Annotated in this window: 22 protein-coding genes and 4 tRNA genes; 25 read left to right on the top strand and 1 reads right to left on the bottom strand. The window is 56.9% G+C overall.

All coding sequences use genetic code 11. The features are described 5' to 3' along the window. Window positions 1–37: 37 nt before the first annotated feature. The 6 genes from dnaA to gyrA all read left to right on the top strand — a co-directional run bounded on the left by dnaA (window position 38) and on the right by gyrA (window position 9,919). Window positions 38–1,552, top strand: coding sequence for a chromosomal replication initiator protein DnaA (gene dnaA / locus DMP08_RS03600; protein WP_123191617.1), 1,515 nt, complete (start codon window positions 38–40; stop codon window positions 1,550–1,552). A gap of 628 nt (window positions 1,553–2,180) precedes the next feature. Then, window positions 2,181–3,281 (top strand): DNA polymerase III subunit beta, encoded by a 1,101-nt coding sequence (gene dnaN / locus DMP08_RS03595; RefSeq protein WP_123191616.1) that lies wholly within the window; start codon window positions 2,181–2,183, stop codon window positions 3,279–3,281. Between the two features lie 19 nt (window positions 3,282–3,300). Beyond that, window positions 3,301–4,422 carry a DNA replication/repair protein RecF gene (gene recF / locus DMP08_RS03590; protein ID WP_123191615.1) on the top strand — a complete coding sequence of 374 codons (1,122 nt, stop codon included), beginning with the start codon at window positions 3,301–3,303 and terminating at the stop codon, window positions 4,420–4,422. Then, complete coding sequence (locus tag DMP08_RS03585; RefSeq protein ID WP_123191614.1) at window positions 4,419–5,024, top strand: phosphoadenosine phosphosulfate sulfotransferase; 606 nt, start codon at window positions 4,419–4,421, stop codon at window positions 5,022–5,024. The genes recF and DMP08_RS03585 overlap by 4 nt, the downstream gene beginning before the upstream one ends. 129 nt (window positions 5,025–5,153) lie before the next feature. Continuing rightward, window positions 5,154–7,103: a DNA topoisomerase (ATP-hydrolyzing) subunit B gene (gene gyrB / locus DMP08_RS03580; protein ID WP_181792524.1), complete on the top strand. Its 1,950-nt coding sequence runs from the start codon at window positions 5,154–5,156 to the stop codon at window positions 7,101–7,103. A 224-nt stretch (window positions 7,104–7,327) separates the two neighbouring features. Next, window positions 7,328–9,919, top strand: coding sequence for a DNA gyrase subunit A (gene gyrA / locus DMP08_RS03575; RefSeq protein ID WP_280176545.1), 2,592 nt, complete (start codon window positions 7,328–7,330; stop codon window positions 9,917–9,919). Between the two features lie 222 nt (window positions 9,920–10,141). Here the strand turns inward: gyrA and DMP08_RS03570 are convergent, their stop codons facing one another. Then, entirely contained in the window at window positions 10,142–10,651 is a 510-nt protein-coding gene (locus tag DMP08_RS03570; RefSeq protein WP_123191613.1) for a bifunctional nuclease family protein, read from the bottom strand. 248 nt (window positions 10,652–10,899) lie between these two features. Between DMP08_RS03570 and DMP08_RS03565 the strand changes: the two genes are divergently transcribed. The 19 genes from DMP08_RS03565 (at window position 10,900) to DMP08_RS03475 (ending at window position 26,593) form a co-directional block, all read left to right on the top strand. Further along, window positions 10,900–10,976: transfer RNA gene (locus tag DMP08_RS03565), tRNA-Ile, on the top strand. A gap of 85 nt (window positions 10,977–11,061) precedes the next feature. Beyond that, window positions 11,062–11,137, top strand: a tRNA-Ala gene (locus DMP08_RS03560). A gap of 157 nt (window positions 11,138–11,294) precedes the next feature. Then, window positions 11,295–11,861, top strand: coding sequence for a J domain-containing protein (locus DMP08_RS03555; RefSeq protein ID WP_123191612.1), 567 nt, complete (start codon window positions 11,295–11,297; stop codon window positions 11,859–11,861). 49 nt (window positions 11,862–11,910) lie between these two features. Beyond that, window positions 11,911–13,722, top strand: a complete 1,812-nt coding sequence (gene typA, locus DMP08_RS03550) for a translational GTPase TypA (protein WP_123191611.1) — start codon at window positions 11,911–11,913, stop codon at window positions 13,720–13,722. 223 nt (window positions 13,723–13,945) lie between these two features. Beyond that, on the top strand, window positions 13,946–15,181 hold the full coding sequence (locus DMP08_RS03545) for a peptidylprolyl isomerase (RefSeq protein ID WP_123191610.1): 1,236 nt from the start codon (window positions 13,946–13,948) through the stop codon (window positions 15,179–15,181). 302 nt (window positions 15,182–15,483) lie between these two features. After that, window positions 15,484–15,575, top strand: a tRNA-Ser gene (locus DMP08_RS03540). Between the two features lie 63 nt (window positions 15,576–15,638). Next, a tRNA-Ser gene (locus tag DMP08_RS03535) sits at window positions 15,639–15,731 on the top strand. Window positions 15,732–15,789: 58 nt separating this feature from the next. Beyond that, window positions 15,790–16,101: a DUF1905 domain-containing protein gene (locus DMP08_RS12780; protein WP_123191674.1), complete on the top strand. Its 312-nt coding sequence runs from the start codon at window positions 15,790–15,792 to the stop codon at window positions 16,099–16,101. A 1-nt stretch (window position 16,102) separates the two neighbouring features. Further along, the gene (locus DMP08_RS03525) at window positions 16,103–16,459 is read left to right on the top strand and encodes a DUF2200 domain-containing protein (RefSeq protein ID WP_123191609.1); all 357 of its coding nucleotides are present in this window, start codon (window positions 16,103–16,105) and stop codon (window positions 16,457–16,459) included. A 151-nt stretch (window positions 16,460–16,610) separates the two neighbouring features. Continuing rightward, a complete protein-coding gene (locus tag DMP08_RS03520) occupies window positions 16,611–17,081 on the top strand; it encodes a MarR family winged helix-turn-helix transcriptional regulator (RefSeq protein WP_123191608.1) in 471 nt (156 codons plus the stop codon). 296 nt (window positions 17,082–17,377) lie between these two features. Further along, a complete protein-coding gene (locus DMP08_RS03515) occupies window positions 17,378–17,887 on the top strand; it encodes a hypothetical protein (protein WP_123191607.1) in 510 nt (169 codons plus the stop codon). Between the two features lie 449 nt (window positions 17,888–18,336). Then, the gene (gene rpsF, locus DMP08_RS03510) at window positions 18,337–18,630 is read left to right on the top strand and encodes a 30S ribosomal protein S6 (protein ID WP_123191606.1); all 294 of its coding nucleotides are present in this window, start codon (window positions 18,337–18,339) and stop codon (window positions 18,628–18,630) included. A 60-nt stretch (window positions 18,631–18,690) separates the two neighbouring features. Continuing rightward, window positions 18,691–19,143, top strand: coding sequence for a single-stranded DNA-binding protein (locus tag DMP08_RS03505; RefSeq protein WP_114566344.1), 453 nt, complete (start codon window positions 18,691–18,693; stop codon window positions 19,141–19,143). Window positions 19,144–19,166: 23 nt separating this feature from the next. Continuing rightward, window positions 19,167–19,427: a 30S ribosomal protein S18 gene (rpsR, locus tag DMP08_RS03500; RefSeq protein WP_114566343.1), complete on the top strand. Its 261-nt coding sequence runs from the start codon at window positions 19,167–19,169 to the stop codon at window positions 19,425–19,427. 15 nt (window positions 19,428–19,442) lie between these two features. After that, complete coding sequence (rplI, locus tag DMP08_RS03495; RefSeq protein WP_123191605.1) at window positions 19,443–19,979, top strand: 50S ribosomal protein L9; 537 nt, start codon at window positions 19,443–19,445, stop codon at window positions 19,977–19,979. A 210-nt stretch (window positions 19,980–20,189) separates the two neighbouring features. Next, the gene (gene dnaB, locus DMP08_RS03490; RefSeq protein ID WP_123191604.1) at window positions 20,190–21,605 is read left to right on the top strand and encodes a replicative DNA helicase; all 1,416 of its coding nucleotides are present in this window, start codon (window positions 20,190–20,192) and stop codon (window positions 21,603–21,605) included. Between the two features lie 36 nt (window positions 21,606–21,641). Then, window positions 21,642–22,928: a metallophosphoesterase family protein gene (locus tag DMP08_RS03485; RefSeq protein ID WP_123191603.1), complete on the top strand. Its 1,287-nt coding sequence runs from the start codon at window positions 21,642–21,644 to the stop codon at window positions 22,926–22,928. Continuing rightward, window positions 22,925–25,096, top strand: coding sequence for an ATP-binding protein (locus DMP08_RS03480; protein WP_123191602.1), 2,172 nt, complete (start codon window positions 22,925–22,927; stop codon window positions 25,094–25,096). Before DMP08_RS03485 ends, DMP08_RS03480 begins: the two co-directional genes overlap by 4 nt. A gap of 177 nt (window positions 25,097–25,273) precedes the next feature. Beyond that, window positions 25,274–26,593: an adenylosuccinate synthase gene (locus tag DMP08_RS03475; protein WP_114566338.1), complete on the top strand. Its 1,320-nt coding sequence runs from the start codon at window positions 25,274–25,276 to the stop codon at window positions 26,591–26,593. Window positions 26,594–26,618: the final 25 nt, after the last annotated feature.

The raw sequence follows: 26,618 nt of genomic DNA, 5'->3' as shown, positions 1-26,618 counted from the left end.
TCCCCAGGCGGGGGCGGACCCACCAAGGAAGCAGCGTATGAACAGCCAAAAACTCGAAGAAACCTGGCAAGAAGTATGCGACCAGGTCAAAAGCTACAACAACATAGACCCGTCGCAGATCAGCGCCTTCTTCTCCCGCCTGCATCCCCAGGCGATGAGCGAGGGTTTTCTCATGCTGACGGCCGACAACGACTTCATCAAAACATGGATAGAGCGCCATTACGCCGGGTTCATCAAGCAGGCGCTTGAGGACCTGTTCCATGTTTCGTTCACCGTTATCATAGAAGTGGACATCACCGCCGCCGACGAGATGCAAACGCCCACGCCGAGCAGCGCTCCGCGCCAGGAACGGCCTGCTGCGCCGACGCCGCCACCAGCAGCTGAGGTGGAGCCGGCACCCGCCATACGCCCGGAAGAACCGCGCGCGGAAGACGTTGCCCCAAGCATAGAGGAAAGCGCCACCGAAGACGACGGGGACGCGGAAGCCGGACAAGACGGCCCGACATCCACGCTCACGTTCGAGAACTTCGTTATCGGCGATTCCAACCGCATGGCGTATTCCATGGCAGTCGCCGTTGCGGAAATGCCGGGTAAAGCGCACTTGAATCCCCTGTTCATCTATGGAAAATCAGGATTAGGGAAAACGCACCTCATGCGCGCGATCCAAAATTACATTAGCGAGAACATCCCTCACCTGTCCACCATTTACGTGGATTCGGCTGAATTCTTATCGGAATACACCGAAGCGAGCGCCGCGCACGACAAGCAGAAGTCCAGCTATAAGAACTTCAAAACGCGCTACGAAGAAGCCGACGTGCTGTTGATCGACGACGTTCAGTATTTGCAAGGAAAGAAGCAGACGCTCGACATCGTATTCCAGATCTTCAACAAGCTGACCAGCCAGGGAAAGCAAGTCGTGCTCTCCGCAGACCGCGCGCCTAAAAACATCGATATCGACGAGCGCTATAAAAGCCGTTTCAATTCTGGCGGCACGTTCGATATCCAACCTCCCGAGATCGAAACGAAACTGGGCATTGTGAAAAGCTTCGTTCAGGAATACCGGGATGCAGAGGGATCTCAAGATTTCAACATCCCTGAAGACATTCAGATGTACATAGCGGAAAGCTCAAGCTCGAACATCCGAGAATTGAAAAGCGCCGTCACGAAGGTTATCTACCAGATGACGTTTTTCAACCAACCGAACCTGAAGCTTGACGATGCTCGCGCGCTGCTTGAGAACCATTTTTCAGGGGGCCCGTCAAAACGCCTGACCATCGCGGATATCCAAAAGGAAGTCGAAGCGTTTTACAAGGTGAGCCATGCTGATCTCATAGGGAAGAAAAGAACGCGCAATATCACCTATGCACGGCAGATCGCCACGTACCTATGCCGCGAAATGGTCGACATACCGTACAACGACATCGGAAAGAAGTTCAACCGCGACCATTCAACCGTTATGTATTCGGTATCTAATATCGAGGCGAAAATGAAAGAGAACCGGGAACTTCGCGAAGAACTCGAAACGCTCCGACAAATCATCAGGGAAATATAGCCTTATTCGTCCGCCCGATCTATTCGACGGGCGGACGAACGTTCGGAGGAAAGACGTTTGAAATATGACTGACAAGTTGAAGAAAAGCCCCGAAACCCTCTGGAAAGATAATATAAGCAATAATTCATGTTGATGGAGGGTACTGGATCTAAACATCTGAAAAGGTATTATTTTCAGCTGCTGAACTGGTAATTTAGCAGTTATCCACTTTTCCACCGCCCTTATTATTACAACTATTAAAACCTTATATATATTTAAAGAAGACCCTTTAAAACCTAAAACCCGAAGATCATGATATTTTGCAAGTGCCACGAAAAGCTTATGCCTACGCTTTTCGTTCGGTGCATGTTTCACGTGAAACATGCACGTTGCAGCTATGTTTACAGGGCATCTCTCTTATCGCGTCTCTCCAATACCAAGCGACCATTTCTTTCGAATGTGCGCGCGGCGCTGTCGTACTTCCTGCAAGCAGACTTTTTAGATGCATGTGCGCCGCCATGCTCCAAGTCCTTTTCTTCACATGCGCTTTGGGCGCGCGGCAGAGCTTTTATCGTGGTGGCAAACGTGAAAACGACTCGATTGTGCGATACTGAACCGAAACCATAGAGAGCAAGAGAAAGGGAGCGGCTTGAAATTCAGCATCAACCAAACGGAATTGCAGAATGCCCTGTCCGTCGTTTTGAAGGGTATCGCGACACGCTCGACGCTGCCTATTCTGTCGGGCATTTATCTGGATGCGCACGGCGACACGCTCACGCTCCAGGCAACCGATCTTGAGCTTTCCATCCAGTATGCCGTGCCGGCTTTAGTGGAGGAAGAGGGTAAAGCCGTGTTCCCCGGCAAACTGTTCTCTGAAATCGTGAAGAACCTTCCCGACGCCGCCGTACACGTTCATGCTGAAAGCGATTCAGCAGTTATCACCTGCGATACGTCGTCGTTCTCGATCAAAACGCTTGATGCCGAGGATTTCCCCGGTTTTCCGCATGTTGACGTTCAGCAGGAAATCTCTATTCCATTCTCGCAATTTGCCTCGATGGTCAAGCGAGTGGCTCGCGTGGTATCGAAGGACGAAAGCCGCGCGATCCTGACCGGCGTGCTTATCACGCTGGAAGGAACGCTGCTCAAGATGGTCGCCACCGATTCGTATCGCCTGGCTATAACGGAAGCCGACCTTCCCGATTCGGCAGCAGAGGATTTTCAAGCGGTTATCTCGGGTTCGTTCTTGCAGGAGATTGCATCCATGCAGCGTACCGACGATCCGCTCAAGCTTGCGTTGGCCGAGAACCAGATCGTCGTGACCTATCACGACACCGTGTTCATCAACCGACGCATTGAGGGAAACTTCCCCAACTACCGCCAACTGCTCCCTGATTCGTACGTCACGCGCGTGAGCATGGAGGTTGGACATTTGGTGGCCGGCGTGAAGCGCACGTCTCTTCTGGGGCAGACGAGTTCTCCGGTTAAGTTCGATATCAACATAGCGTCTCAAACCGCCCAGCTATCGGCCGTGGCTCAGGACGTGGGTACCGCTCAGGAAACTCTTCCATGCGAAGGCGAGGGGGAAGACGTCGAGATCGCGTTCAACTACGCGTACGTTTTGGACGGCTTGTCGTCGGTCGCGACCGATAAGGTGTACCTGGAGGTTCAGTCCGCGCTCAAGCCCGGTATCTTCAAGGCTGACGAAGGTGAGAACTACCTCTACTTGGTCATGCCAGTTCGCATTTCGTAAAGCGTGAGAAGCGTCCGCAGTGGATCTTCGCATATCTCATATCTCGTTTTGCGACTTTAGAAGCTATGAAACGTTCGACCTGAGCGACATCGGTCCTTTGACGGTGTTCGTCGGGCCGAACGCTGCAGGCAAGACGAACGTTATCGAAGGGGTACAGCTTCTAACGGCTCAATCGTCGTTCAGGAATCCTACGGTACCCCAACTGGTGCGTGCGGGCGCTTCGTTTAGCCGGTTGCAGGCGGATGTCACCGACGGAAGCCGCCAATTGGCTCTGGGCGTTCAGCTGGCTGACGGAAAGAAGAAGCACCTTCTGAACGGGAAGCCCAAACGTACGGCAGATTTGAAGGGCCTTGTTCCTTCGGTGACGTTCACGCCCGATGATTTGGAGTTGTCGAAGGGTTCCATGTCCGTCCGCCGCACGGCTCTCGATTCGCTAGGCTCCCAGCTTTCCGCGAATCATTACTTGATTCGACGCGACTACGAAAAAGTGCTTCGCCATAAGAATCATCTTCTCAAAGAAGATTCGTCTTCGTTGCTCATCGAGAGCATGAACGAGATGATCGTCACCTGCGGCGCGCAGCTGGCGTGCTACCGCAGCGCGTTGTTCGAGAAGCTGGCAAGTTCGATGAGTTCTTACTACTCCGAGATTACCGAAGGTCGGGAGTCTTTGACGGCGTGCTATATGCCGTCGTGGGAAGATCACGATCCAAGCGTGCCGTGCTCGTATTCGTTCGGCCGCGACGAGGCGCGCGCCTTGCTGTCCCGTGCGCTGCAGAAGCGGCTTCCTGACGAAATCGCGCGCCGCCGAGCGCTCATAGGACCTCATGCGGATAAAATCGAGTTCTTCATAGATGAAAGCAATGCGGGCGTGTTCGGGAGCCAAGGGCAGCAACGATCGGTGGTTCTGGCATTCAAGCTCGCCGAGGCGTCACTTATCCAAGATATTCTAGGACGGAAGCCCGTGCTGTTGCTCGACGACGTGATGAGCGAGCTTGATTCCGCTCGACGTCGCGCGCTCGTGTCGTTTGTAGCCGGGGATATTCAGACGTTCATAACTACGACGAATTTGTCGTATTTCGACGAGGATCTGCTTGCGCGCGCTCGGGTGGTTCGTTTAGGGGATCGAGGCGATCGGTCGTGAAAACATTGGGAAGCGGCTTGAAGGAATTGATGGCTTCGTTTGGCGCAGGGGATGATTCCGGCGCCCGCGCTCGTCGCGCGGCGGCGGTGAAGGTCATGTGGAGAAAAGCCGTCGAAGCCGTTTACAAAGATGCGGCGCCTATGGTTCTCGACCATATCAACGCGGTGTACGTTATGCGGGCGGATGATGTGGACGACGCGCGCGCTGCAGCGAGGGTGACGGATGGCGGCACCGTGTTGGTGGTGTATTCAGACGACAGCATGATTCGGTCCGACCTTGACGCGCGGCAGGAATTTCTCAAAATGAAGCTCAACGAGCAAGGCGAGCACGTGGAGGCGTTCTGCATCAAGCCATCGCGCTTCGATATGAAATCGAGGCATCCGTTTCGGCCTGACTCCGCTGACGAACTTGGTGTCGCGGCTTCCGCCGCGCCCACGCGTCCCGCTGCGCGCCGTTCTTTGGCACCTGAGGAGACCGCGGCGGTGGAGGAGCTTGTCGCCACGGTGGACAACGCCGCCGTTCGCCGTGCGCTTGAGAAAGCCATGATTGCTGATTTGCAACGCAAAACATCGAAAGACGTTAAAAACGACGTTCAGTTCTAAGATCGTGTCTTACAAGGCTTCTCAAAGCCTTCAAACGTGATGTATTTTATTCGTACCACGAATACCTGTGGTAAACTTTATAGGTTGGCGCCGACGCGCCTCACTCACGCATCGCACTACAAAAGGAGCATGTCAGTGGCAAAGAAACCTGACCATTACGACGGTTCTGACATTCAGGTCCTCGAGGGCCTGGAGGCGGTCCGCAAGCGTCCGGGCATGTATATCGGCTCGACGGGTCCTCGTGGCCTTCATCATTTGGTGTACGAGGTTGTCGACAATGCCGTGGACGAAGCCCTGGCCGGTTACTGCGACCAGATCGAAGTAACGATTCATGAAGACAATTCGATCACGGTCGACGATAACGGTCGCGGTATCCCGGTGGATAAGCATCCGAAGGAGAAAATCCCTACAGTCGAGGTGGTTCTCACCATCTTGCACGCCGGCGGCAAATTCGGCGGCGAGGGCTATAAGGTGTCCGGCGGCCTGCACGGCGTAGGCGTGTCCGTTGTGAACGCGCTGTCCAGCCGCGTTGCCGTGTGCGTGCGCCGCGACGGCAAGGCGTACGAGATCGATTTCGATCACGGCAAGACGGCTACGAAGCTTCACGAAACAGGTCCGGCTAAGCACACCGGTACTACGGTGACGTTCTGGCCCGATCCTGAGATCTTCACCGAGACCACGGTGTACGATTACGACACTCTGGCCAGCCGCTTTCGCGAAATGGCCTTTCTGAACAAGGGCCTGAAAATCGTGCTGCACGACGAGCGCGTGACCGACGCCGACGGCAACCCTCGCACGGACGTGTTCCAGTTCGCCGGCGGTATCGTGGACTTCGTGAAGTTCTTGAACGAAGGCAAGGAAACGCTGAACAAGCCCATCTACTTCGAGGCTGAAAATGCCGACGGCACGGTGGAAGTGGCTATGCAGTGGTCCACGTCCTATTCTACGAACTCGGTCATGGCGTTTGCGAACAACATCAACACGCACGAGGGCGGGACGCACCTCGACGGCTTCAAGCAGGCCGTCACGCGCACCATCAACGAATACGCGCGCAACAAGGGCATTCTCAAGGAGAAGGATTCCAACCTTTCCGGCGACGACACGCGCGAAGGCTGCGCCGCCGTCATCTCGGTGAAGCTGCACGATCCGCAGTTCGAGGGGCAGACGAAGACGAAGCTCGGCAACACCGAGATCCGCCCGCTCGTGCAGAACGCTGTCACGCAGGGCTTGGCCGAGTACCTGGAAGAAAATCCCACCCCCGCCAAGCGCATCATCGGCAAGGCCACCCAAGCGCTCAAGGCGCGCGAAGCCGCGCGCAAGGCGCGCGAGATGACGCGCCGCAAGGGCGTGCTGGATTCGTTCGCGCTGCCGGGCAAGCTGGCCGACTGCTCGTCGAAAACCCCGGCCGAGTCCGAAATCTTCATTGTAGAGGGCGATTCCGCAGGCGGCTCCGCCAAGCAGGCCCGCGACCGCAAGACGCAGGCCATCCTGCCCTTGCGCGGAAAGATCCTCAACGTGGAGCGCGCGGGCCTTCATCGTTCGCTTTCAAGCGACACCATCAGCTCGCTGATCACGGCCATCGGCACGAACATCGGCGACGATTTCGACGCTGACCAGGCGCGCTACCACCGCATCATCATCATGACCGATGCCGACGTCGACGGCGCGCACATCCGCTGCCTGCTGCTCACGTTCTTCTATCGCTACATGCCCGAGCTGATCAACCGCGGCTACATCTACATCGCGCAGCCGCCCATCTTCGGCCTCAAGAAGAAGAACTCGCGCAACCCGAAGATCGAGCGCTACATCTACGACGAGTCCGCCCTGTCCGCGACGCTGGCCGAGTACGACGATCCGAACAAATTCGACGTGCAGCGCTACAAAGGTCTAGGCGAGATGGACCCCGAGCAGCTGTGGGAAACCACCATGGAGCCGGCCACCCGCACGCTTTTACAGGTGAACATCGACGACGCCGCCGAAGCCGAGCGCGTCGTGTCCGAGCTGATGGGCGACCTGGTGGAACCGCGTAAAGAGTTCATCCAGAAGCACGCCCGCGACGTCCGATTCCTGGACATCTAAGGAGAAGGCAAGTGGCAGACAACACTGAAGAATTCGATTCCATCGACGGCTCGGACGAGCGCGACGATAAGCTCAACGAGCTGGTCGCCCGCGCCGAGGCCGACGCCGATGCCGAGGAGAACGCCGACACCGAAGCGGAACCCGCGGAGGAATCCGCAGAGCCCGCCGTGGGCGTCGGCATTTCCGAGGAGGACAAGGCGCGCGCGATGATCGACACGTCGTCCATGGGCAACCCGCACGGCTCCATTGTAGAGGGCGCCAACGGCGGCGAGGGCACTATCGTGCGGAGCGCTTACCTGGGCAAAGAGATGCAGACTTCGTTCCTGGAATACTCCATGAGCGTTATCGTGTCGCGCGCTTTGCCCGACGTGCGCGACGGTTTGAAGCCGGTTCATCGCCGCATCCTGTACGCCATGAACGAAAGCGGCTACACGCCCAGCCGCCCGCACATGAAGTCGGCCCGTACGGTCGGCGACGTCATCGGCAAGTACCACCCGCACGGCGACTCCGCGGTGTACGACACCATGGTGCGCCTGGCCCAGCCGTTCTCGCTGCGCGTTCCGCTGATCGACGGCCACGGCAACTTCGGCTCCATCGACGGCGACTCCGCCGCCGCCATGCGTTACACCGAGGCTCGCCTGGACAAGGCCGCCATGGAGCTTTTGCGCGACCTTGACAAGGAAACGGTCGATTTCCAGCCGAACTACGACGAGAGCTTGGAAGAGCCCACGGTTCTTCCAGCTCGATTCCCGAACCTGCTGGTAAACGGCTCGTCGGGTATTGCCGTGGGCATGGCCACCAACATCCCGCCGCATAACCTGGGCGAGACCATCGACGCCACGTGCCTCATGCTGGACAATCCGGAGATCGAAACCGCCGAGCTGATGAAGGCGCTTCCCGGCCCGGACTTCCCCACCGGCGGCATCATCATGGGCAAAAAGGGCATCCTGGACGCGTACGAAACGGGCCGCGGCTCCCTGACCGTGCGCGCGAAGTGCTCGGTGCAGGAAGGCAAGAACGGCCGCAGCTCCATCGTGGTGTCCGAGATCCCCTATCAAGTGAACCGCCAGCGCTTGCTGGAGAAGCTGGGCGAGCTGGTTCGCGAGAAGAAGCTCCCGGAGATCAGCAACATCCACGACGGCGCCGATCGCCACGGCATCGACATCATCATCGACCTGAAGAAAGACGCCATCCCGCAGGTGGTGCTCAACAAGCTGTACAAGCACACGCAGCTGCAGGTGGGCTTCGGCGTGATCATGTTGTCGCTGGTGGACGGCGTGCCGCGCGTCCTTTCTCTCAAAGAAATGCTGCACTACTACATCGCCCACCAGGAAGACGTCATCGTGCGCCGTACGCGCTACGAGTTGTCGAAAGCTGAAGAACGCGCCCATATCCTGGAAGGCTTGATTGTCGCGCTCGACAACATCGACGAGGTCATCAGCATCATCCGCTCGTCCCAAACCGACAAAGAGGCCGGCGAGCGCCTGACCGAGCGCTTCGGGTTGTCGAAGAAGCAGACCGACGCCATCTTGGAGATGCGCCTGCGCCGCCTGACCGGCTTGGAGCGCGAGAAGATCGAAGGCGAGTTGAACGAGCTGCTCGAGCGCATCGCGTACTACAAGCGCGTTCTGAGCGATCCGGCTCTCGTGCGCGAGATCATCAAGGAAGAGCTGCTGGAGGTCAAGAAGAAGTACGGTACCCCTCGCAAGACCCTTCTGTCCGACGCGGCGAAGGATCTGGACGTCGAGGACCTGATCGCCGAGGAGAACATGGTGGTCACGGTTACGAAGTCCGGTTACGTGAAGCGCCTCCCGGTTGCCACGTACCGCCAGCAGAAGCGCGGCGGCAAGGGCATGCAGGGCGTGAACCTCAAGGATAACGACTACGTGGAGCATCTGTTCATCGCCTCCACGCATTCGTACATGCTGTTCTTCTCCACGAAGGGCAAGGTGTACCGCCTGAAGGTCTACGAGCTGCCTGAAGCGTCGCGTCACGCGCGCGGCACGGCTATCGTGAACCTGCTGCCGCTTGAGCGCGGCGAGACCATCAGCGCCGTCATCGCCACGAAGGACTTCCCGGAAAACGAGTACCTGATGTTCGCCACGGCCCACGGCATGGTGAAGAAGACGTCGATGGAGCTGTACGACCGCACGCGCCGCGACGGTCTCATTGCCATCAACCTGAAGGACAACGACGAGCTGATCAGCGTGCGTCGCGTAGCGCAAGGCGAGCGCGTGCTCATGGTTTCTTCGGCCGGCAAGGCCATCATGTGGGACGAGGGCGAAGTGCGCGCCATGGGTCGCGACACCATGGGCGTGCGCGGCATGAACGTGCCGCCTATCGCCAAGGTGCTGGGCATGGAGATCGCGCAGCCTGAAACCGACCTGTTCGTCATCACCGAGAAGGGTTACGGCAAGCGCACCCCCATCGCCGAGTATCCCGAGCACCACCGCGGCGGTCAAGGCGTGTTCACCATCACCATGACCGAGAAGAAGGGTCTGCTGGCGGCCATGAAGATCGTCGGGCCGGACGACGAGATCATGATCATGTCCGAAGAGGGTGTGGTCGTGCGCACCCCGGTTTCGGGTATTTCCGAGCTGGGCCGCTCCACGCAGGGCGTGTGCGTCATGAAGGTGGCCGACAAGGATCGCGTGACCGCAGTGGCTATTTCGAGCCGCGGCAAGAAGAAGTCCGCGAAGCCGGGTTCTGCTGACGAGCTGGACGAGTCGCAGATCGACGACATGGAAGACGAGTCGACCGACGTGCAGGTATCTGACACGGCGGCCGCCTCTGAGGAAACGCCTGTCGAGGATTAGCGCGAACGCGCTTCCCGCTAAGGAAACAGGCCGTTCAACGGCTTGAACATTGAAGAAGGGGTCGAACCGGCAACAGGTTCGACCCCTTCTTTTCCACTGCTTGGTTTGCCGTCCCACGTGCCGCCTAAGGCAAAGCCCCGCGTGAGACAAAGGGACGGGGTCAATGACTCATTTTCGGCCGCAGGCCAGAAAATGAGTCATTGACCCCGTCCCTTTGTCTCATTAACCTTCGAAGTCTTCGGGAGCAATTCCCTCAAGGAACTGCCGGAATTCCTCAAGTTCGTGTTCGGCCACGCCGTCTGACGGGTTCTTGAGCACATAGGGAAACGATGCGCGTTCCAGCACGTCTTCCTCGATGTAGATAGGAGCCTTCTGGCGCACCGCTAAGGCCAGCGCGTCGCTCGGCCTGGCGTCAAGGTCTATCAGCCGGTCATGCTGGCGCAGAGCAAGCCGCGCGAAGAACGTCGAGCCCTTCACGTCGTTGATGACCACGTGGTCGATGCAGGCGTCGAGGTTCGTGAGCGCGTCTAGGAACAGATCATGCGTCATAGGGCGCGAGAATCGCGCTTTCTCAAGCGCAACGCCCATCTGGGTTGCCTCGTTCACACCGACCCAGATGGGGACGATGCGGTACTTGCCTTGTTGGGGGGCTTCCTCGATCGGCTGCAAAACGATGATAGAGGGCGTGGGAGCGGCGGAGACTATCAGGGTTTGGATGTTGACGGGTACCATCGATGCTCCTTTTCGCAAGGTTCGCCTAAGCATCGAAGCGCAGGAGAGCTTTCGATGCGATCCTTTCCTCGATTATAGCGGTATCGCTTTCGTCAGGTTGCCGGACCTGTCTCGTTTCGTATTCAATCAGTGTCTGAAAAGCCCATATTACACCATTGACCAGGCATGATAAAAAATTTTCAATTTTAAGAAAATCGACGCTTGACCAATCGTTCGAAAGTGGGTTATACTAGCCAGGCACTTTTTTGGGGCCCGTAGCTCAGTTGGTTAGAGCGCACGCCTGATAAGCGTGAGGTCGCTGGTTCAAATCCATTCGGGCCCACCATTTTTTTTGCGATAACGCTCCACCGTGAGCCGAGTTAGCCGGTGGAGCGTTTATTAATGTTCGGAACCTTATGGGTTCAAAACATGGGGCATTAGCTCAGCTGGGAGAGCGCGGGCTTTGCAAGCCTGAGGTCAAGGGTTCGATCCCCTTATGCTCCACCATGTATTCAACGGCCGCAAGGCCGTTTTTTCATTCGTCCATTCTGTGAGAGCGCCGCCCCGCTCCTTGAAAAAGCGTCGAGCGTGGTAGAATCTTCTTTCGTACGACCATCGCAAGCCTTCGCGGAAGGCTGCATTCGAAAACCGCACATGGGGAGCTATGAACCGAACGGAAGCACTGCGCATCTTAGGTCTTGACGAGGACGCGACGCCTGAGGACATCAAGACCGCTTACAAGGAAACGGCGCAGATTCTGCACCCTGACCGGTTCGCCAGCAACAAGAAGCTTCAAGAGCGGGCCACCGAGCAATTCAAGAACCTCCAAGAATCATACGAGTACCTGACCAAGGGCAAAGGGTCGCGCGCTTCGGCGCGTCGCAGCGCGCAAGACGGTTCGGGCCGCGTTTACGCAACGGGAAGCCAGGCGGAAGCGCGCATGGCGGGTATCGCCGCCGCGCGCATTCAGCTGGTCAAGCAGCGCGACGTGGTTCTTGACGAACGCCGTAACGGCATGGCCATGGCGGCCGTGGGCGGTATCGTGGCGTTCATAACGGGCAGGCGTCCGTTCGGCTTGTTCGGCATCGTTGCCGCTATTTCCGGCGCTGCGGCGGTGTGGGGCATCGTGCAGGTGGTTTCCTCTCAGCGAACGCTCAATACGCTGAACGAGCATATCGACGAATTGAACAAGGAAGAACGGCGTCTCGCAAAGAACTTGGACGAAGAGTAGGTCGTTCGCCCGCGCGAGCCGTCTTCATCGATAAGAGAAAGAAGCGAAAGTGAAACAAGAGAATATCCGCAACGTAGCCATCATCGCGCACGTCGACCACGGCAAGACGACGATCGTCGACCGTCTTCTGTACACGTCCGGCGTGTTTCGCGAGAACCAGCAGGTTGAAGAGCGCGTCCTGGACAGCAACGACCAGGAGCGCGAACGCGGCATCACCATCCTGTCCAAGAACATCTCCGTGACCTACGACGGCGTGAAGATCAACGTCATCGACACGCCGGGCCACGCCGACTTCGGCGGCGAGGTCGAGCGCGTTCTGAACATGGCCGACGGTGCCCTGCTGATCGTCGACGCATTCGAAGGTCCCATGCCCCAAACGCGTTTCGTTCTGAAGCGCGCCCTCGAGCTGGGGTTGCGCATCGTCTTGGTGGTCAACAAGATCGACCGCCCCGGTTCGCGTCCCGAAGAAGTTGTTGACGAGGTGTTCGACCTGATGGTTGAGCTTGAGGCGACCGATGAGCAGCTGGACTTCCCCGTCATCTACGCCAGCGCCATGAACGGCTACGCCCGCTATGCTCCCACCGACGACAACATGAACATGCTGCCGCTCCTGGAGACCGTCATCAACGAAGTCCCCTCCCCCGACTGCGAGCCCAACGGCCCGGTGGCGCTGCAGATCTGCACGGTCGACCATTCCAGCTTCGTCGGCCGCATCGGCGTCGGCCGCCTGTTCTCCGGCACTATCCACAAGGGGGAGCCGGTTCTGGTCATCAAGAACGACGGCACGCGCTACAACACCAACATCAAGCAGGTGTTCACCTTCGAGGAGCTGGGCAAGAAGGAGAAGCCGGAAGTCCACGCAGGCGATATCGTGGCCGTGGTGGGCGTTGACGACGCCGACATCGGCGACATGGTCACCAGCCGCGACAACCCGATCCGCCTCGATCCCATCCAGGTGGAAGAGCCCACCATCGCCATCGTGTTCGAAGCTTCTTCCAGCCCGCTCGTCGGTCGCGAGGGCGACATCGTGGGCGCCCGCCAGCTGAAAGAGCGCCTGATGCGCGAGGCGGAGAGCAACATCTCCATGCGCATCCAGGAGCTTGAGGACAAGTCCGGCGTGGAAGTGGCCGGTCGTGGCGTGCTGCACCTTTCGGTTCTCATGGAGACCATGCGCCGCGAAGGGTTCGAGTTCCAAGTGGGCCGTCCGCGCGTCCTCATCAAGAAGGACGAGCAGGGACGCAAGCTTGAGCCGATCGAGGAAGCAACCGTTGACGTGCCGAGCGAGTACGCCGGCAAGGCGATCGAAGTGTTCGGCAGCGCCGGCGGCGAAATGGCCGACATGTTCCAGCGCGGCGACCAGACGCACCTCGTGTTCAAGATCCCTTCGCGCGGCACCATGGGCTTGCGCACGCGCCTTCTGAACGTCACGCGCGGCGAAGCCACCATGTTCCACCACTTCAGCGAGTACGGGCCGTATCGCGGCGAGTTCGGCGGACGTAAGAACGGCTCGTTGATCAGCATGTCCACCGAGAAGAGCGTTGCGTATGCGCTTGACGCGCTGCAGGAGCGCGGCAAGCTGTTCGTCGGTCCGGGCGAGGATTGCTACGAGGGCATGATCGTGGGCCAGTCCGCGAAAGAAGGCGATATGGTGGTCAACATCGCCAAGTCGAAGCAGTTGGGCAACCAGCGTTCGTCGGGCGCCGACAAGGCTATCCAGCTGACCCCCCCGCAAACCTTCACGCTTGAGGAAGCGCTCGAGTACATCGAAGGCGACGAGCTGGTGGAGATCACCCCGAAGAGCATCCGCCTGCGCAAGCGCATCCTTTCCGCAACCGAGCGCAAGAAGGCCAACAAGCACTAGGGTTTTCAGCCAAGGCAGTCCCGAGCGCCGTCTCATGCGAGGCGGCGCTTTTCATATCAGGGTTTTCCCTGAACCTGGCGTGGGGACTGTGAATCGAACATGGGCTTCTTGTGCAAGGTGAGACCCTGTTTCGCGCGTATGCGAAAATACGGCCCAGTATCTTTACATGCAGGTTATTTGCAGATGATCTGCGAAGACCACGCGTGTTCGAGGGAAGGGTCTTATGAAAAAGCTGCATCTTGTAAAGACCGTGTGTGCTGTTGGCATCTCCGCTGCGTGCGTTTGGGGGCTGGCAGGCTGCACGGGAGGCAACGGATCCTCGGGTGGTTCCGGCACCGACAGCGTGGCAGCCACGGTGAACGGCGTCGAAATTTCCGAAAACGATGTGACTAAGTACATCGAAAACCTGAGGACCCAGTACGGCATGACCGACGAGGATTCTTGGGGCAAGTATCTTGTCCAGCTCGACAAAAATCCTGCGGAATTCCGAGAGCAGGTCATCGATGCGTTTGTAACGCGCGAGGTTATCAGGGCTCATGCGGCCGATCGCGGCGTTACGGTTGATGATGCGGAAGTGAATGGCTACGTCGACCAGATGAAGAGCAACTACGAAAGCGATGAGAAGTGGCAGGCGGCTCTCGATCAAGCCGGCATGACTGAAGACGACTATCGTGCAGAAGTCAAACTGCAGCTCATGGATAAGTACTTGAAGGAATCGTTCGTCATCGACGAGGATCCTAGCGAGGCCGACCAGCTTCAGTATGCCCAAATGTATGCGACCGCCTATGATGGTGCGCGCCGCTCTTCCCATATCCTGTTCGACAGCGGAGCCGAGGCAACCGCTCAGGAAGTGTTGGGCAAGATCAACTCCGGCGAGCTTGATTTCGCCGAAGCCGCTAAGGAGTATTCGCACGACACCGCTTCTGCCGAAAAGGGCGGCGATATTGGTTGGGATAAGACTTCTAAGTTGGTGACCGAGTATCAAGATGCGCTCAATACCCTGCAAAAAGACCAAGTGAGCGGTTTGGTAAGCAGTACGTACGGCATCCATATCATCAAGTGTACCGATGTGTACGAGGCTCCCAAGACCAAGGCCGAGGACGGCACTGAAAAGGTGGAGATCACCAGCGTCGATCAGATTCCTTCCGACTGGCTGGATACGATCAAGCAGTCTTTAAAGTCCCAGGCTCAGTCCGAGGCGTACCAGAAGTGGGTCGATGAGCAGCGCGAGGCGTCTGACGTGAAGATCAACGATATGCCCGCCGATGTGTCTTACAACGTGGACGTGACGAAGTACAAGACGGACGAATCTTCCGATAAGTCGGGCAATCCCACCGATCAGAGCGCGCAGGCGGGCAACGCCGATAACTCTTCCAGCAACTCCGGAAATGCTGGCAATGCTTCCTCCGAAGGCGAGCAGAAGAGCGAAGGATCCGCTCAGCCTGCAGAAGCTTCGTAATAGTTGCTTCTCATGAGTTGAGAGCAAGCCGGCCGCTACGTGCGACCGGCTTGCTGTTTTTTAAGGCTTGCTTTCGGCGGCTGCGCGCCGCGACGCGGTAATGCGTCGTGATTTTCAGGCGAGGCACCGTGCTTGTTGAGCGAAGGTTTCTCCGCACGGTTGCTTGGGTTTGAATTGACGAGGGCTGTGGTTGGGAAGCTCATGAAGGTGAAATTTATTGCTTGTGGGGACGTAAGGGCTGTTGTATACTACATACTCGCTGCACGACCTGATTTCGATTCGGGTATGCAATTCCATGAAGCGGAGAGATGACCGAGCTGGCCGAAGGTGCACGATTGGAAATCGTGTGTGCTCCAAAAGAGTACCTAGGGTTCGAATCCCTATCTCTCCGCCAGATTAATTCCGCGCCCTTTAAGGGCGCGTTTGCAGTACGGGGCATAGCCTCGACACCCCAAGCGGAGGGGTGGCAGAGTGGTTGAATGCGGCGGTCTCGAAAACCGTTTCACCGGCAACCCCGGTGACGAGGGTTCGAATCCCTCCTCCTCCGCCAGTTTTCAAACAAGCGCCTTCGGGCGCTTTTTGTTTTATCATGTTCCTTGTTCGTTCGGATGCTCGAAGCAAGGAGCAACGCGAATCCTACGGTATACGAATATGATGCGGTTATTCGTTCGTCTGAAATTCGAAAAGGCGGCGCGTACGTTCCGTTTCCTTACGAGGTGCGCCAAGAGTTTGGAAAAGGCCGCGTCAAGGTTCATGCTACGTTCGACGGGGTTCCCTACGATGGGAGCATCGTTAACATGGGAGTGAAAAATGAAGACGGCTCTGTTTGCTATATAGTGGGCATATTGAAAGGCATACGCAGCGAACTTGGCAAGGATATCGGCGACACGGTTCATGTAACCGTGCAGGAGCGTGAATGACATGAGCAAAGATCCTTCGAAGGTGTTTTCCATGCCGTTTTCCCGCGTCTACCCGCTTTACCTTCAAAAAGTAGAGCGAAAGGGACGCTCGAAAACAGAGCTTGACGAGGCGATTCGTTGGCTGACGGGATACGGTCAGGAAGAGTTGCAGGAAAAGGCGCGCGACGACACCGACCTTGCCGCGTTTTTCAAGCAGGCACCGCAGATCAACCCTTGCGCCGACAAGGTAACCGGCGTCGTGTGCGGCGTACGCGTCGAAGCCATAGAGGATCCGCTTATGAGGAGCATCCGCCGCATGGACAAGCTAGTTGACGAACTGGCAAAAGGGAAACCTTTGGAGAAGGTGTTAAGAAACTGATAAATACTTATTCGTGAATAATATAAATACTGCTTATAATCAGCGAAAACTATTAATCACGATAAATTTATGAATAATATAAGCGGTTAAAAAACAAGCGGTATAGTAGCTTCTGTCATACGGAAATCAATAAAATGCAGAAGGAATACCTATGAATCAAGCTACTATGACGTTGAACCAACTGAAGAAAGCCAGCAAGCTTACGCGCCTGGGATTTCATAAGAACGGTCCGAAAAGCTATAAACGCGGTCAGGGCGCACTGTTGAATGCCTTGATCGAAAACGACGGAGCAACCCAGCGCGATCTGGTAGGCGTAATGGGCATGAGTCGCAGCGAGCTTAAAGATATCGTGAAGAAGGCGGTTCGCAACGGATACGCGACCATCGAGGATGCGGACGGCGAGCGCACCTATGCAGTCAAGCTGACCGACGAAGGCCGCGCTGTTGCCCAGAAGCGCGTTGTCGCGCAGGATAAAACAGCTGATGAAATCCTGTCTTGCCTGAGCGAAGAAGAGGTCGCTCAGTTGAACGCGATCACCGAGAAGCTTATTCTGTCCATGAAGGATAAGGGCATCAACGGGAAAAAGAAGGGCCGCAAAGCCCATCGTTGCAGCTGCCACTAAGGTGCACCGTTTCAAAAGCAAAGTACCCTGCATTGCTTCGGTGGTGCAGGGTTTTTTTAGGTGCTCAACTCTCAGTTTTCATTATGCATGTGATTCGATGCGGACATCGCCTTCGTTTCACGTGAAACAAAAGAGCCTGCGCGTAAGCCTGAAAATTCTGAAGATACAACGCATACCACTACCAGTCATGCGCGTTAGGGTCGGCAAGCTCTACACTGAACGCAACGAAAAACGGTATTGCCGTTATGAGACACGCTTGAGAAAAGATACGAGCGTTTCATTGAAAGGACGAGGTTATGGCTGATCGCATGGTCGAGAGCGCTGACGTAGAGGTTCCCGAGATTCCTGAAACCCTGGAAAAGGTTCTGCTGTTCTCGCTTGAGGAGGCTAAAGAGAAACTGGCCCAAGGATCCGAGGTTATTCCTTTTACGGCCTTGGTGGTGAAAGAGAACCTGTTCCTGGAGAATCATCCTGGCGAGTCTGCTGAGGAGTGCTTCAACTTTGCGCGTCACACCGTGGAGCATGCTCGCGGCGCGGCGGCGTACGCTCTGTGCTACGACGGTTACATCGAGGTGGACGATGGCGTGAAGGACGCTTTGATCGCCGAAGGCGGCATTCCTGGCGAAGACGCCGGATACGCCGTGGGATACCTGTACGAGACTTCCGAAGACGGAGAGGTGAAATTCGAGGAGGAGCCGGCTTATATTGGCGAAGCTCCCAACTTCATGATCGCGCTTCAGGATGCCGATTCCTACACCGATGAAGATATCGAAGAGAAATACCTTGAGGAAGACGTTGCCGAGTAAATCGTTTTCCCCTGAACATCTTGTTTGAATTAATTGCCGCGGCCTGCAAAGGGCCGCGGTTTTTTACGCCTCTGACCTCCTATGCTAGAATCGGTGTAGATTCTTACTAGATCCGTGCAAGGTTTGAGCGAGCGCGGCACTAGATTCGGAACAGAATAAGACCATACGGAAGCTAGATCCGTGTAAGATTTGGGTGAATCGAAGATATCTGCGCGCTGGACGCACGTCATGTGTTGGCTAGATTGCCTTGGTATCATGTCCTTAACGTGTTCGACAATGATGTTTGGGCAAACGCGACGGTTGTGAAGTGTGGCGAAACGATGTAGTGGCGGAATACTGCGAGTTGTGACGGAAAACTCGTTTCTCCTTTGCTAAACTAGCAAGGCTAATTCCTGCCCCGGTTAACGCCTTCACAGCCCGGGGCCGTACAGTCCAAAGGAGGTGAGCTGATGAAGGCTTATGAATTGCTGTTTTTTGTCGCTCCGTCTATCGACGAAGAAATCCGCGCCAATGTTATGAAGCGTATCGAGACCACGATCTCCGATGCTAATGGTACGGTTGACAACGTCGACAACTGGGGCAAGCGTAAACTCGCTTACGAGATCAACGGTCTGACCGATGGTGACTACACTCTCATCGACTTCCACGCCGATCCCGCTGACGTTGCCGAACTCGATCGTGTTCTGCGCATCACCGATGCTGTAGTCCGTCACATGATCGTCAAGCGCACCGATCGCGATTAAGGATACGACGCAGGGTCCCGGTTCGAAACCCGGTACCCGTCATGAGAAGAGGAAGACACCATGAGCATTAACCGAGTGATCATCAGCGGAAATCTGACGCGCGATCCCGAGCTTCGCTCCACTGCGAGCGGGCTTCCGGTTCTGGGTTTCGGCGTGGCGGTCAACGATCGTCGCAAGAACCAGCAGACCGGCGAATGGGAGGATTACCCGAACTTCATCGACTGCACGATGTTCGGCGCACGCGCCGACAGCCTGTCGCGATTCCTGAGCAAGGGCACGAAGGTGTCCATCGAAGGCAAGCTCCGTTGGAGCCAGTGGGAGCGCGACGGACAGAAGCGCAGCAAGATCGAAGTGATCGTTGACGAGCTGGAATTCATGTCCAGCCGAAACAGCGATTCGTCATACGGCGGCGGCATGGGCGGCGGGTACTCCGCGCCGGCAGCTGCTCCCGCAATGGCCGCTCCGGTGGTTGATGCCTCTTCTTCGGTTTATGACGAAGACATCCCGTTTTAAGCGATACGAAAGAGGTTATTGAAATGTCCGATTACGCGAAGCAGCCGCGTCGCAAGTTCTGCCAGTTCTGCAAGGAGGACTCGCAGTTCATCGACTACAAAGATACTCAGATGCTGCGTAAGTTCGTTACCGACCGCGGGAAGATCAAGCCGCGCCGCGTGACGGGTGCCTGCACCCAGCACCAGCGTGACATCGCGAACGCTGTGAAGCGCGCTCGCGAGATGGCTCTGATGCCCTATGCGGTTCCCGCCATCAGCGGTCGCGGCGACCGTCGCAGCCGCTAGGCGCTAGGAGGAACCATGAAAGTCATCCTGCTCCAAGAATTGAAGGGCAAGGGCGGTGAGGGCGACGTCGTCGACGTGGCTCCCGGTTTTGCCAACAACTACCTGTTGCCGAACAAGCTGGCCATCCTGGCCACGAAGGGCAACCTCAAGCAGCTCGAGCAGCGCAAGCACAACATTGCCAAGCGCGAGGAAAATCGCATTGCCGATGCTAACGCTGTGAAAGCCAAGCTCGAAGGCTCCGTCGTCAAGGTTGAGGCCAAGGTTGGCGAAGAGGGTCAGCTGTTCGGTTCCGTTACCGCTCAGATGATCGCCGACTCCATCAAGGCTGCGACCGACGTTGATGTTGACAAGCGCCGCATCGCGCTGGGTCATGCCATCAAGACGGCTGGCGACCACGAGGTTCAGATCTCCCTGTACCGCGAAATCAAGACCACTGTGAAGCTGTTCGTTGGCGACGCGGCTGCTGTCGAAGAGACCGTGGTTGAGGAAGTGGCTGAAGAAGCCGCTCCCGCCGAGGAGGTTGTCGAGGAAGCTGCCGAGTCCGCTGAATAGCGATTGCAGCCTGCTTGAAAAATAGTTTTCCACAGCAAGACTCTGTGGAAACTTGAGGAAAACCCCTTTGCCCCTGATAGCGGGCAAAGGGGTTTCTTTTACTGCGGTGGATAACGAAACTAGGTGTTTCTGGCTCATAGAAATTACTGATGACCTGGGGGAATGCTTGGGGTATCATAGGGAGCCGATACCTTTGAAAGGATAGATTTCATGTCAGGTCCCATTGCACCCTACAGCCCGGATTTTGCTCCTGAGGACGAACGCGTCGAAGATCGCCGTCGCCTTGAACCTCAGAATATCGAAGCGGAGAAGTCTGTGTTGGCTGCGTGTATCCTGACGCAGGAAGCTATCGAGGAAGTTGCTGCGAAACTTGTTCCCACGAACTTTTACCGCGCTTCCCATCAGCGTATCTTCGAATCGATGCTCGATTTGTACGCCCGGCATATCCCCATTGACCATATCTCGCTGGCTGACAACTTGAAGGGTTTGGGGCAGCTTGAAGCCGTCGGCGGAAAACCGTACCTGATCGAGCTTGCGGACAATACGTTCGCTCTTACCAATTGGCAGAACCATGTCGAAATCGTCAAGCGCACGTCTATTTTGCGCGACTTGATCCGCGCATCGGCGTCTATCACGGCCCTTGCCTACGATGCTCCCGACGATTTGGGCGTTGTGGTAGAAGAGGCCGAGAAAACGCTGTTCAACGTTACCGAGCAGCGCGTCTCGTCGGCGTTCACCGGCATCGATACCTTGCTGGTCGATGCGTTCGAGGAGATCCAGGAAATAGCCGCTCAAGATGGTGGTATCGCTGGCGTTGCATCGGGGTTCAAGGACGTTGACGACCTGTTCCACGGCTTCCGCGGCGGAGACTTGGTCATTCTTGCCGCCCGACCCGGCGTGGGTAAAACATCGTTCGCATTGAACCTTGCAACGAATGCCGCCAAGCTGGGCGCGACGGTTGCGTTTCTGTCCCTGGAAATGAGCGGGTCTCAGTTGGTCCAGCGTATTTTGTGCGCCGAGGCCCGCGTGGGTCTTGCGAACGTGCGCTCGGGCAAGTTGCAAGATTCTGACTGGAGCGCCATCGTTGAAGCTTCGAGCAAGCTTTCCAATCTGAAAATGTACATCGACGACACGCCGGCACTTTCTATCCTCGAGTTGCGCGCAAAAGCGCGCCGAGAGTTGCGGAACGCCGAAAAAGGGTTGATCATCGTCGACTACCTGCAGCTCATGCAGCCGCCTAAAGCGCGCGCCGATGGCAACCGAGCCGTCGAGGTTGGCGAGATCTCCCGAGGTTTGAAGGTTCTCGCAAAAGAAATGGACATGCCCGTTATCGCTCTGTCGCAGTTGTCCCGTGCGGTCGAAATGCGCGGCAAGAAACGCCCGATGCTTTCCGACCTGCGAGAATCGGGCTCGATCGAGCAGGACGCCGATATTGTTGCCTTCATCGACCGAAGCATGGACGAGATTGAGGCTGAAAGCGAAGATCGTCCCGACCTGGGCACCGCCCAGTTGATTGTGGCGAAGCACCGTAACGGTCCTACGCGCGACATCCCTCTGGCTTTCAATGCCGAGTTTACGCGCTTCATGGATTTCATCGACGATTCACGCGCGGGCGGCTATATGTAATTCCCTTGTCGCAGGCATTCGAGGTACACTGCTTGCATGACCGAACGTCTGACATTCATTCACGCCGCCGATCTTCATCTTGGCGCGCCGTTTCGCGGGTTACGCGCGCTTTCTGATGCGTGGGCAACTCGCCTGCTCACGGCTTTGTCGGAAGCGTACGACCGCGTGATAGAGGCCGCTCTTGCTCGCGAGGTCGATTTTGTGGTGATGGCGGGCGATATTTTCGATAACGCCCGTCCTTCGTACGGCGACTACCTGCACTTTTTCGCTGGCTTGCGCAGGCTTGAGGAAGCGGGTATACCCGTTTACCTGATAACGGGAAACCATGATCCGTATACCTCGTGGCAGCACGACAGCTTCTCGCTTCCTTCGAATGCGGTCATGTTGCCGGGCGATCGCCCGGGATTCGCCCTGTACGAGCGCGATGGCCGTCCTCTTTGCATTATAGGGGGCCGCGGATATTACAACCAAACATGGCCGGCTGACGAGTGCATTGCCGAGGGTGTGACGCGTCGCGTTGCTGAAGAGGCGCTTGTTCAAAGATATCCTGAAGTTGCCAGGGCTCCGTTCGCGGTAGGGGTTTTGCATACGGGGCTCAATCTCGATAATCTGAAAGCGCCCGTTGCTACATCAACTCTCATGAACGCAGGGATGGATTACTGGGCGCTAGGACATATCCACCTTCGGTACGCCTACCCGTCTTTCGAAGATCCTCGCCTGGTGTTTTCCGGTTGCATTCAGGGTCGCGATATCAACGAGACGGGCGAGCGCGGAATCTATCACGTTACGCTTGCGGAGGGCGCGCGGAATACGATAGAGCCTATTCCCACGGCAAGCGTCGTGTGGCAGCGCATGCGGGTGGATGTTTCCGATTGCGCGAACCTTCCGGCAGTAACCGATAAAATCATGCGCGAGCTGTTTCGCGAAAACGGAAAAGCTCACTGTGAGGAAATGGTTTCGCGCATTTCATTGGTAGGGTCAACACATCTTCATGCTATGCTCGAACGCGATGATATACGCGCTGACCTGCGAAAGCACCTGAACGATTCGTATCCGGCGTTTTTCTGCGACGCGCTGCTTGACGCAACGGTGGAGCCGCGCGACAAAGATGCGTTGCGCCGGGAGGGGCTGTTCCCCGCGGTGTTTCTTCAAGTTGCCGATGCTCAACGCTCGAATCCCGACGATGAAATAGCATATCTTCAAGAGGAATTCCTTGCGAAGGGCATGCAGCTGCCCAGTGCTTGCACGCGGCTTGTCGACGAGCTGTCCGCAGAAGCCGAAAACCTTGTGCTCGATCTTCTCTCTCAAGGGGAGGACCGATGACCAGACCTTATCTTGAGCGCGTGAAAATAGCGTCCTTCGGCGCGTTTTCCAATATGGCGGTGGGGCCGTTGACGCCGGGTCTCAACGTGATATTCGGCCGAAACGAATCAGGTAAAACAACCTTGGCTTCGTTTGTCGGCGGCGTTTTGTTCGGATGGGAAGACGCGCGCGGTATGCGCAACACGTACAAGCCTGCGAATGCCGAACGCGCCGGGTCCTTGTTCTTTCAGGCTGGCGGAAACGAAATCGAACTCTCGCGTGGTCGTAACGCCGACGGGCTTCAAGGCGATGCTGCATTGGTATCCGATATCGACAAGGAAACGTTTCAGACCATGTTCTCGCTTACAAGCGATGAACTTCGCACGCTCAGGAACACATCGGACGTTACGGCGAAGCTGTTAACGGCAGGGTCGGGAACCGGAGCCTCTCCCGCCCATGCTCGTTCATTGATCCAGAACCGTCTGGCTGAATACACCTCGCGCGCCGCTGGCATCGAACATTCCCTGTTCAGCCTAGGTATCCAGCAGGACGAGCTGCGTGAAAAACTGTCTTGCGCCGCTGAGACGGTTGAGCGGTTCAAGCGTCAGGACAAAGAGTTTCACGACCTTGCACCGCAACGGGACCAGCTGCTTGCGCGCCTGGACTCGCTTAACTCCGATATAGAGGCGTTGACGGCTTGTCGCGCCAGCGTGGAAAAGATCGACCAGGAGATGGACGATCTGGAGGATAAGATTGCCTCTTTAAGGACCGAAGAAGAAACGCTGCGACTGGAGCATCGTCTGCGCGAGCGAGGGGATTCGGCCGCGCTCGTTCGCTTGACGACAACGGAAGACCGTGCGTTGCGGGATAAGATCGAGTCCTTGGCAGTCGACGAGGCAAAGTTCGAGCATGCCGTTGATCTCGCCCAGGATAACTTTTCCACTTCGAAGGCTTCGTACGAAGTACTGCTTGAGTCTGAGGATGCAACGTCGGTGCAGGGGGTAATGCGCCGCCAGCGCGCAACGCAGATCGTGCTGTCCATCGCGCTGCCGCTCTTGTTCATGCTTTCCGGAGTACCGCTTTTCATCCACGGTCGAGAGATAACCAGTCTTTCGTTCACCGTTGGCGGCATAGGCTTGATCGTTTTCGCCATCATGTTGGCTTTGGCTGCGATGGTGATGCTGTTTCGACCTGATAAGAAGGCCGACGCAAAGGAAGAGCGCCTTCAAGATGCGCAGTGGGTTATGCTGCAGGATAAGAAGAAGCTTGAAGCATGCGTGGAAAGCAGGGAGTCGTTTCGCCGGGAAGCGCGCGCTCAACTTGATTCAGCTGGGCTGGAAGAGGCGCAGGGTTCGCTTCGCCGCGCTCGTACGTTGTTGGACGAGGCGAAGGACGCCCGCGCCGAATCCAACCTGTATCGACAGCGGCAGCAGGCCCTTGTGTCGCGGCGCAGTTCACTTGAAGAAAGCTTGGCTCTCGCGAAGCGTCAGCGCAAGCGCCTGTTCGAGCGTATAGACTCGCGTGCTGAGCGAACCGTGGAAGCGCTTGATGCTGCTTTGGTTCAAAAGGTGCAGCAGCGCAGCGGCCTGTTGGAAACAAGCGAGCATTTGAACCGCCGGTACGGCGAACTGAAGCAAGAGCTGTCCCATGCCGTCAAAGAAAAGGAATTCGACGCGCTCAAGCTGCAAGCGGAAGAAGTGAAGACGCGTATCGATGAGAGCTCCCGCGAATATGCGCGCCTGCTTTTGGCGAAACGCATGCTCGAAACGGCTATCGGTGCTTGGGAGAGCAAGAGCCAGCCTGAAGTGTATCGCCAGGCAAGTCGCTTGCTTTCCGTTATGACCGATGGCACATGGGTTAAGGTGGCCATGACCGCCGAGGGGCGGTTGCAGGTGGTTGACGCAGTCAAAACCGCCCGAGACCCCCTTCATCTGTCGTTGGGGACGTGTCAGCAGCTCTACCTTGCCTTGCGTATTGCTTTGCTGATGACGGCTGACAACGTTGGCCGCTCAATACCCATCCTGGCTGACGACATCCTGGTCAACTTCGATTCGGAACGTCGTGCCGGAGCGGCGCGCGCCCTTGTGGAGCTTGCGCGTATGCGACAGGTGCTTCTGTTCACCTGCCATGAGGAAGTGGTCAAGGCCTTGCGCGCCGTTGAGCCAACCTTGAACAAGGTGGAGTTGTAATTTGCCCTGAACTCCGGCCTGTTTCTTGGTTATGCGGCTGATAAGGGCCCATTCGATGGGGTTTCTCGATAAAGACGGAGGAAGCGCGGGGCCGAACGCGCAACTATACTATAATGCAAGGGTTGTTACGGGACTGCCCCGCATGATGAAACCGGGGCGTTGAAAGGACTCACGCACATGCCCAGCACGGTTCTGATCGGTGCCCAATGGGGCGACGAAGGCAAAGGCAAAATCACTGACCTCATCGCGAGCGAATATGACTACGTGGTTCGCTACCAGGGCGGAAACAATGCCGGCCACACTGTTATCCACGGTAGCAGGAAACTGGCTCTTCATCTTATGCCTTCCGGCGTCATGTACGAGAACGCAGTGCCGGTTATCGGCAACGGCGTTGTCGTCGACCCGGGCGTGCTCATCAAAGAGATGGCTATGCTGGAGGCCGAGGGCATTTCCTGCAAGAACCTCAAGATTTCGTGCGATGCGCACGTTATCATGCCTTACCACAAAGACTTCGACGGCGCCGACGAAAAGCGTCTCGGTGAAAACAAGATCGGCACCACGAAGCGCGGCATCGGTCCCTGCTATCAGGATAAGGTTGCTCGCAAGGGCATTCGCATCCAGGACCTGTTGGACGAGAAGATCTTCCGCCTGAAGCTTGAAGCGGTGCTTGCTCAAAAGAACCCCGTTCTGGAGAAGATCTACGGTCTGCATACGTACACGGTGGAGGAAATCTGCGAAGAGTACCTGCCGTATGCTCGTATTCTCAAACCGTATATGGCTGAAACGGCGCAGCTGCTGAACGAGGCCGTGCGCGCGGGCAAGTCCATCCTGTTCGAGGGCGCGCAAGGCACGCTGCTCGACATCGATCACGGAACATATCCTTACGTGACTTCCTCTTCGTGCTGCGCCGGTGGTGCGGCAACCGGAACGGGCGTTGGCCCTACGGCCATCGATCGCGTTTTGGGTATTCAAAAGGCGTACATCACGCGCGTCGGCGGCGGCCCCTTCCCCACCGAGCAGCGCTTTCCCGAAGATGGCGGCGTAGGCGAGGAAGCCGAGACCGGCGAGCTTATGTGCGCTGTCGGTCACGAGTTCGGCGTGACTACGGGCCGCAAGCGCCGCTGCGGCTGGTTCGATGCAGTTATCGCGCGCTATGCGGCCGAGGTTAACGGCCTGACCGATGTGGCGCTGACCAAGCTTGACGTTTTGAGCGCATTCGATACTATCAAGGTGTGCACGGCGTACGAGTGCGACGGCAAGGTTTACGATTACTTCCCCATGCAGCAGAGCGTTCTGTTCCATGCGAAGCCGGTGTACGAAGAGCTTCCCGGTTGGAAGGACGTCGATATCACCGGATGCCGTACCTTCGAGGACCTGCCGGAAACGGCGCAGCGCTACGTCGAGTACCTTGAGCGCATCGTCGGCGTTCCCATCAGCATCATCGCGGTGGGTCCCGATCGCGACCAAACCATCATGCGCGGCTGGGATCGCGCGTAGCTTCTCAGGCTTTCGATTTTCGAGC

This window comes from Paraeggerthella hongkongensis (genome assembly GCF_003726035.1).
In the GTDB taxonomy this organism is placed as follows: domain Bacteria; phylum Actinomycetota; class Coriobacteriia; order Coriobacteriales; family Eggerthellaceae; genus Paraeggerthella; species Paraeggerthella hongkongensis.
This window is presented reverse-complemented; position numbering and strand designations above follow the sequence as displayed.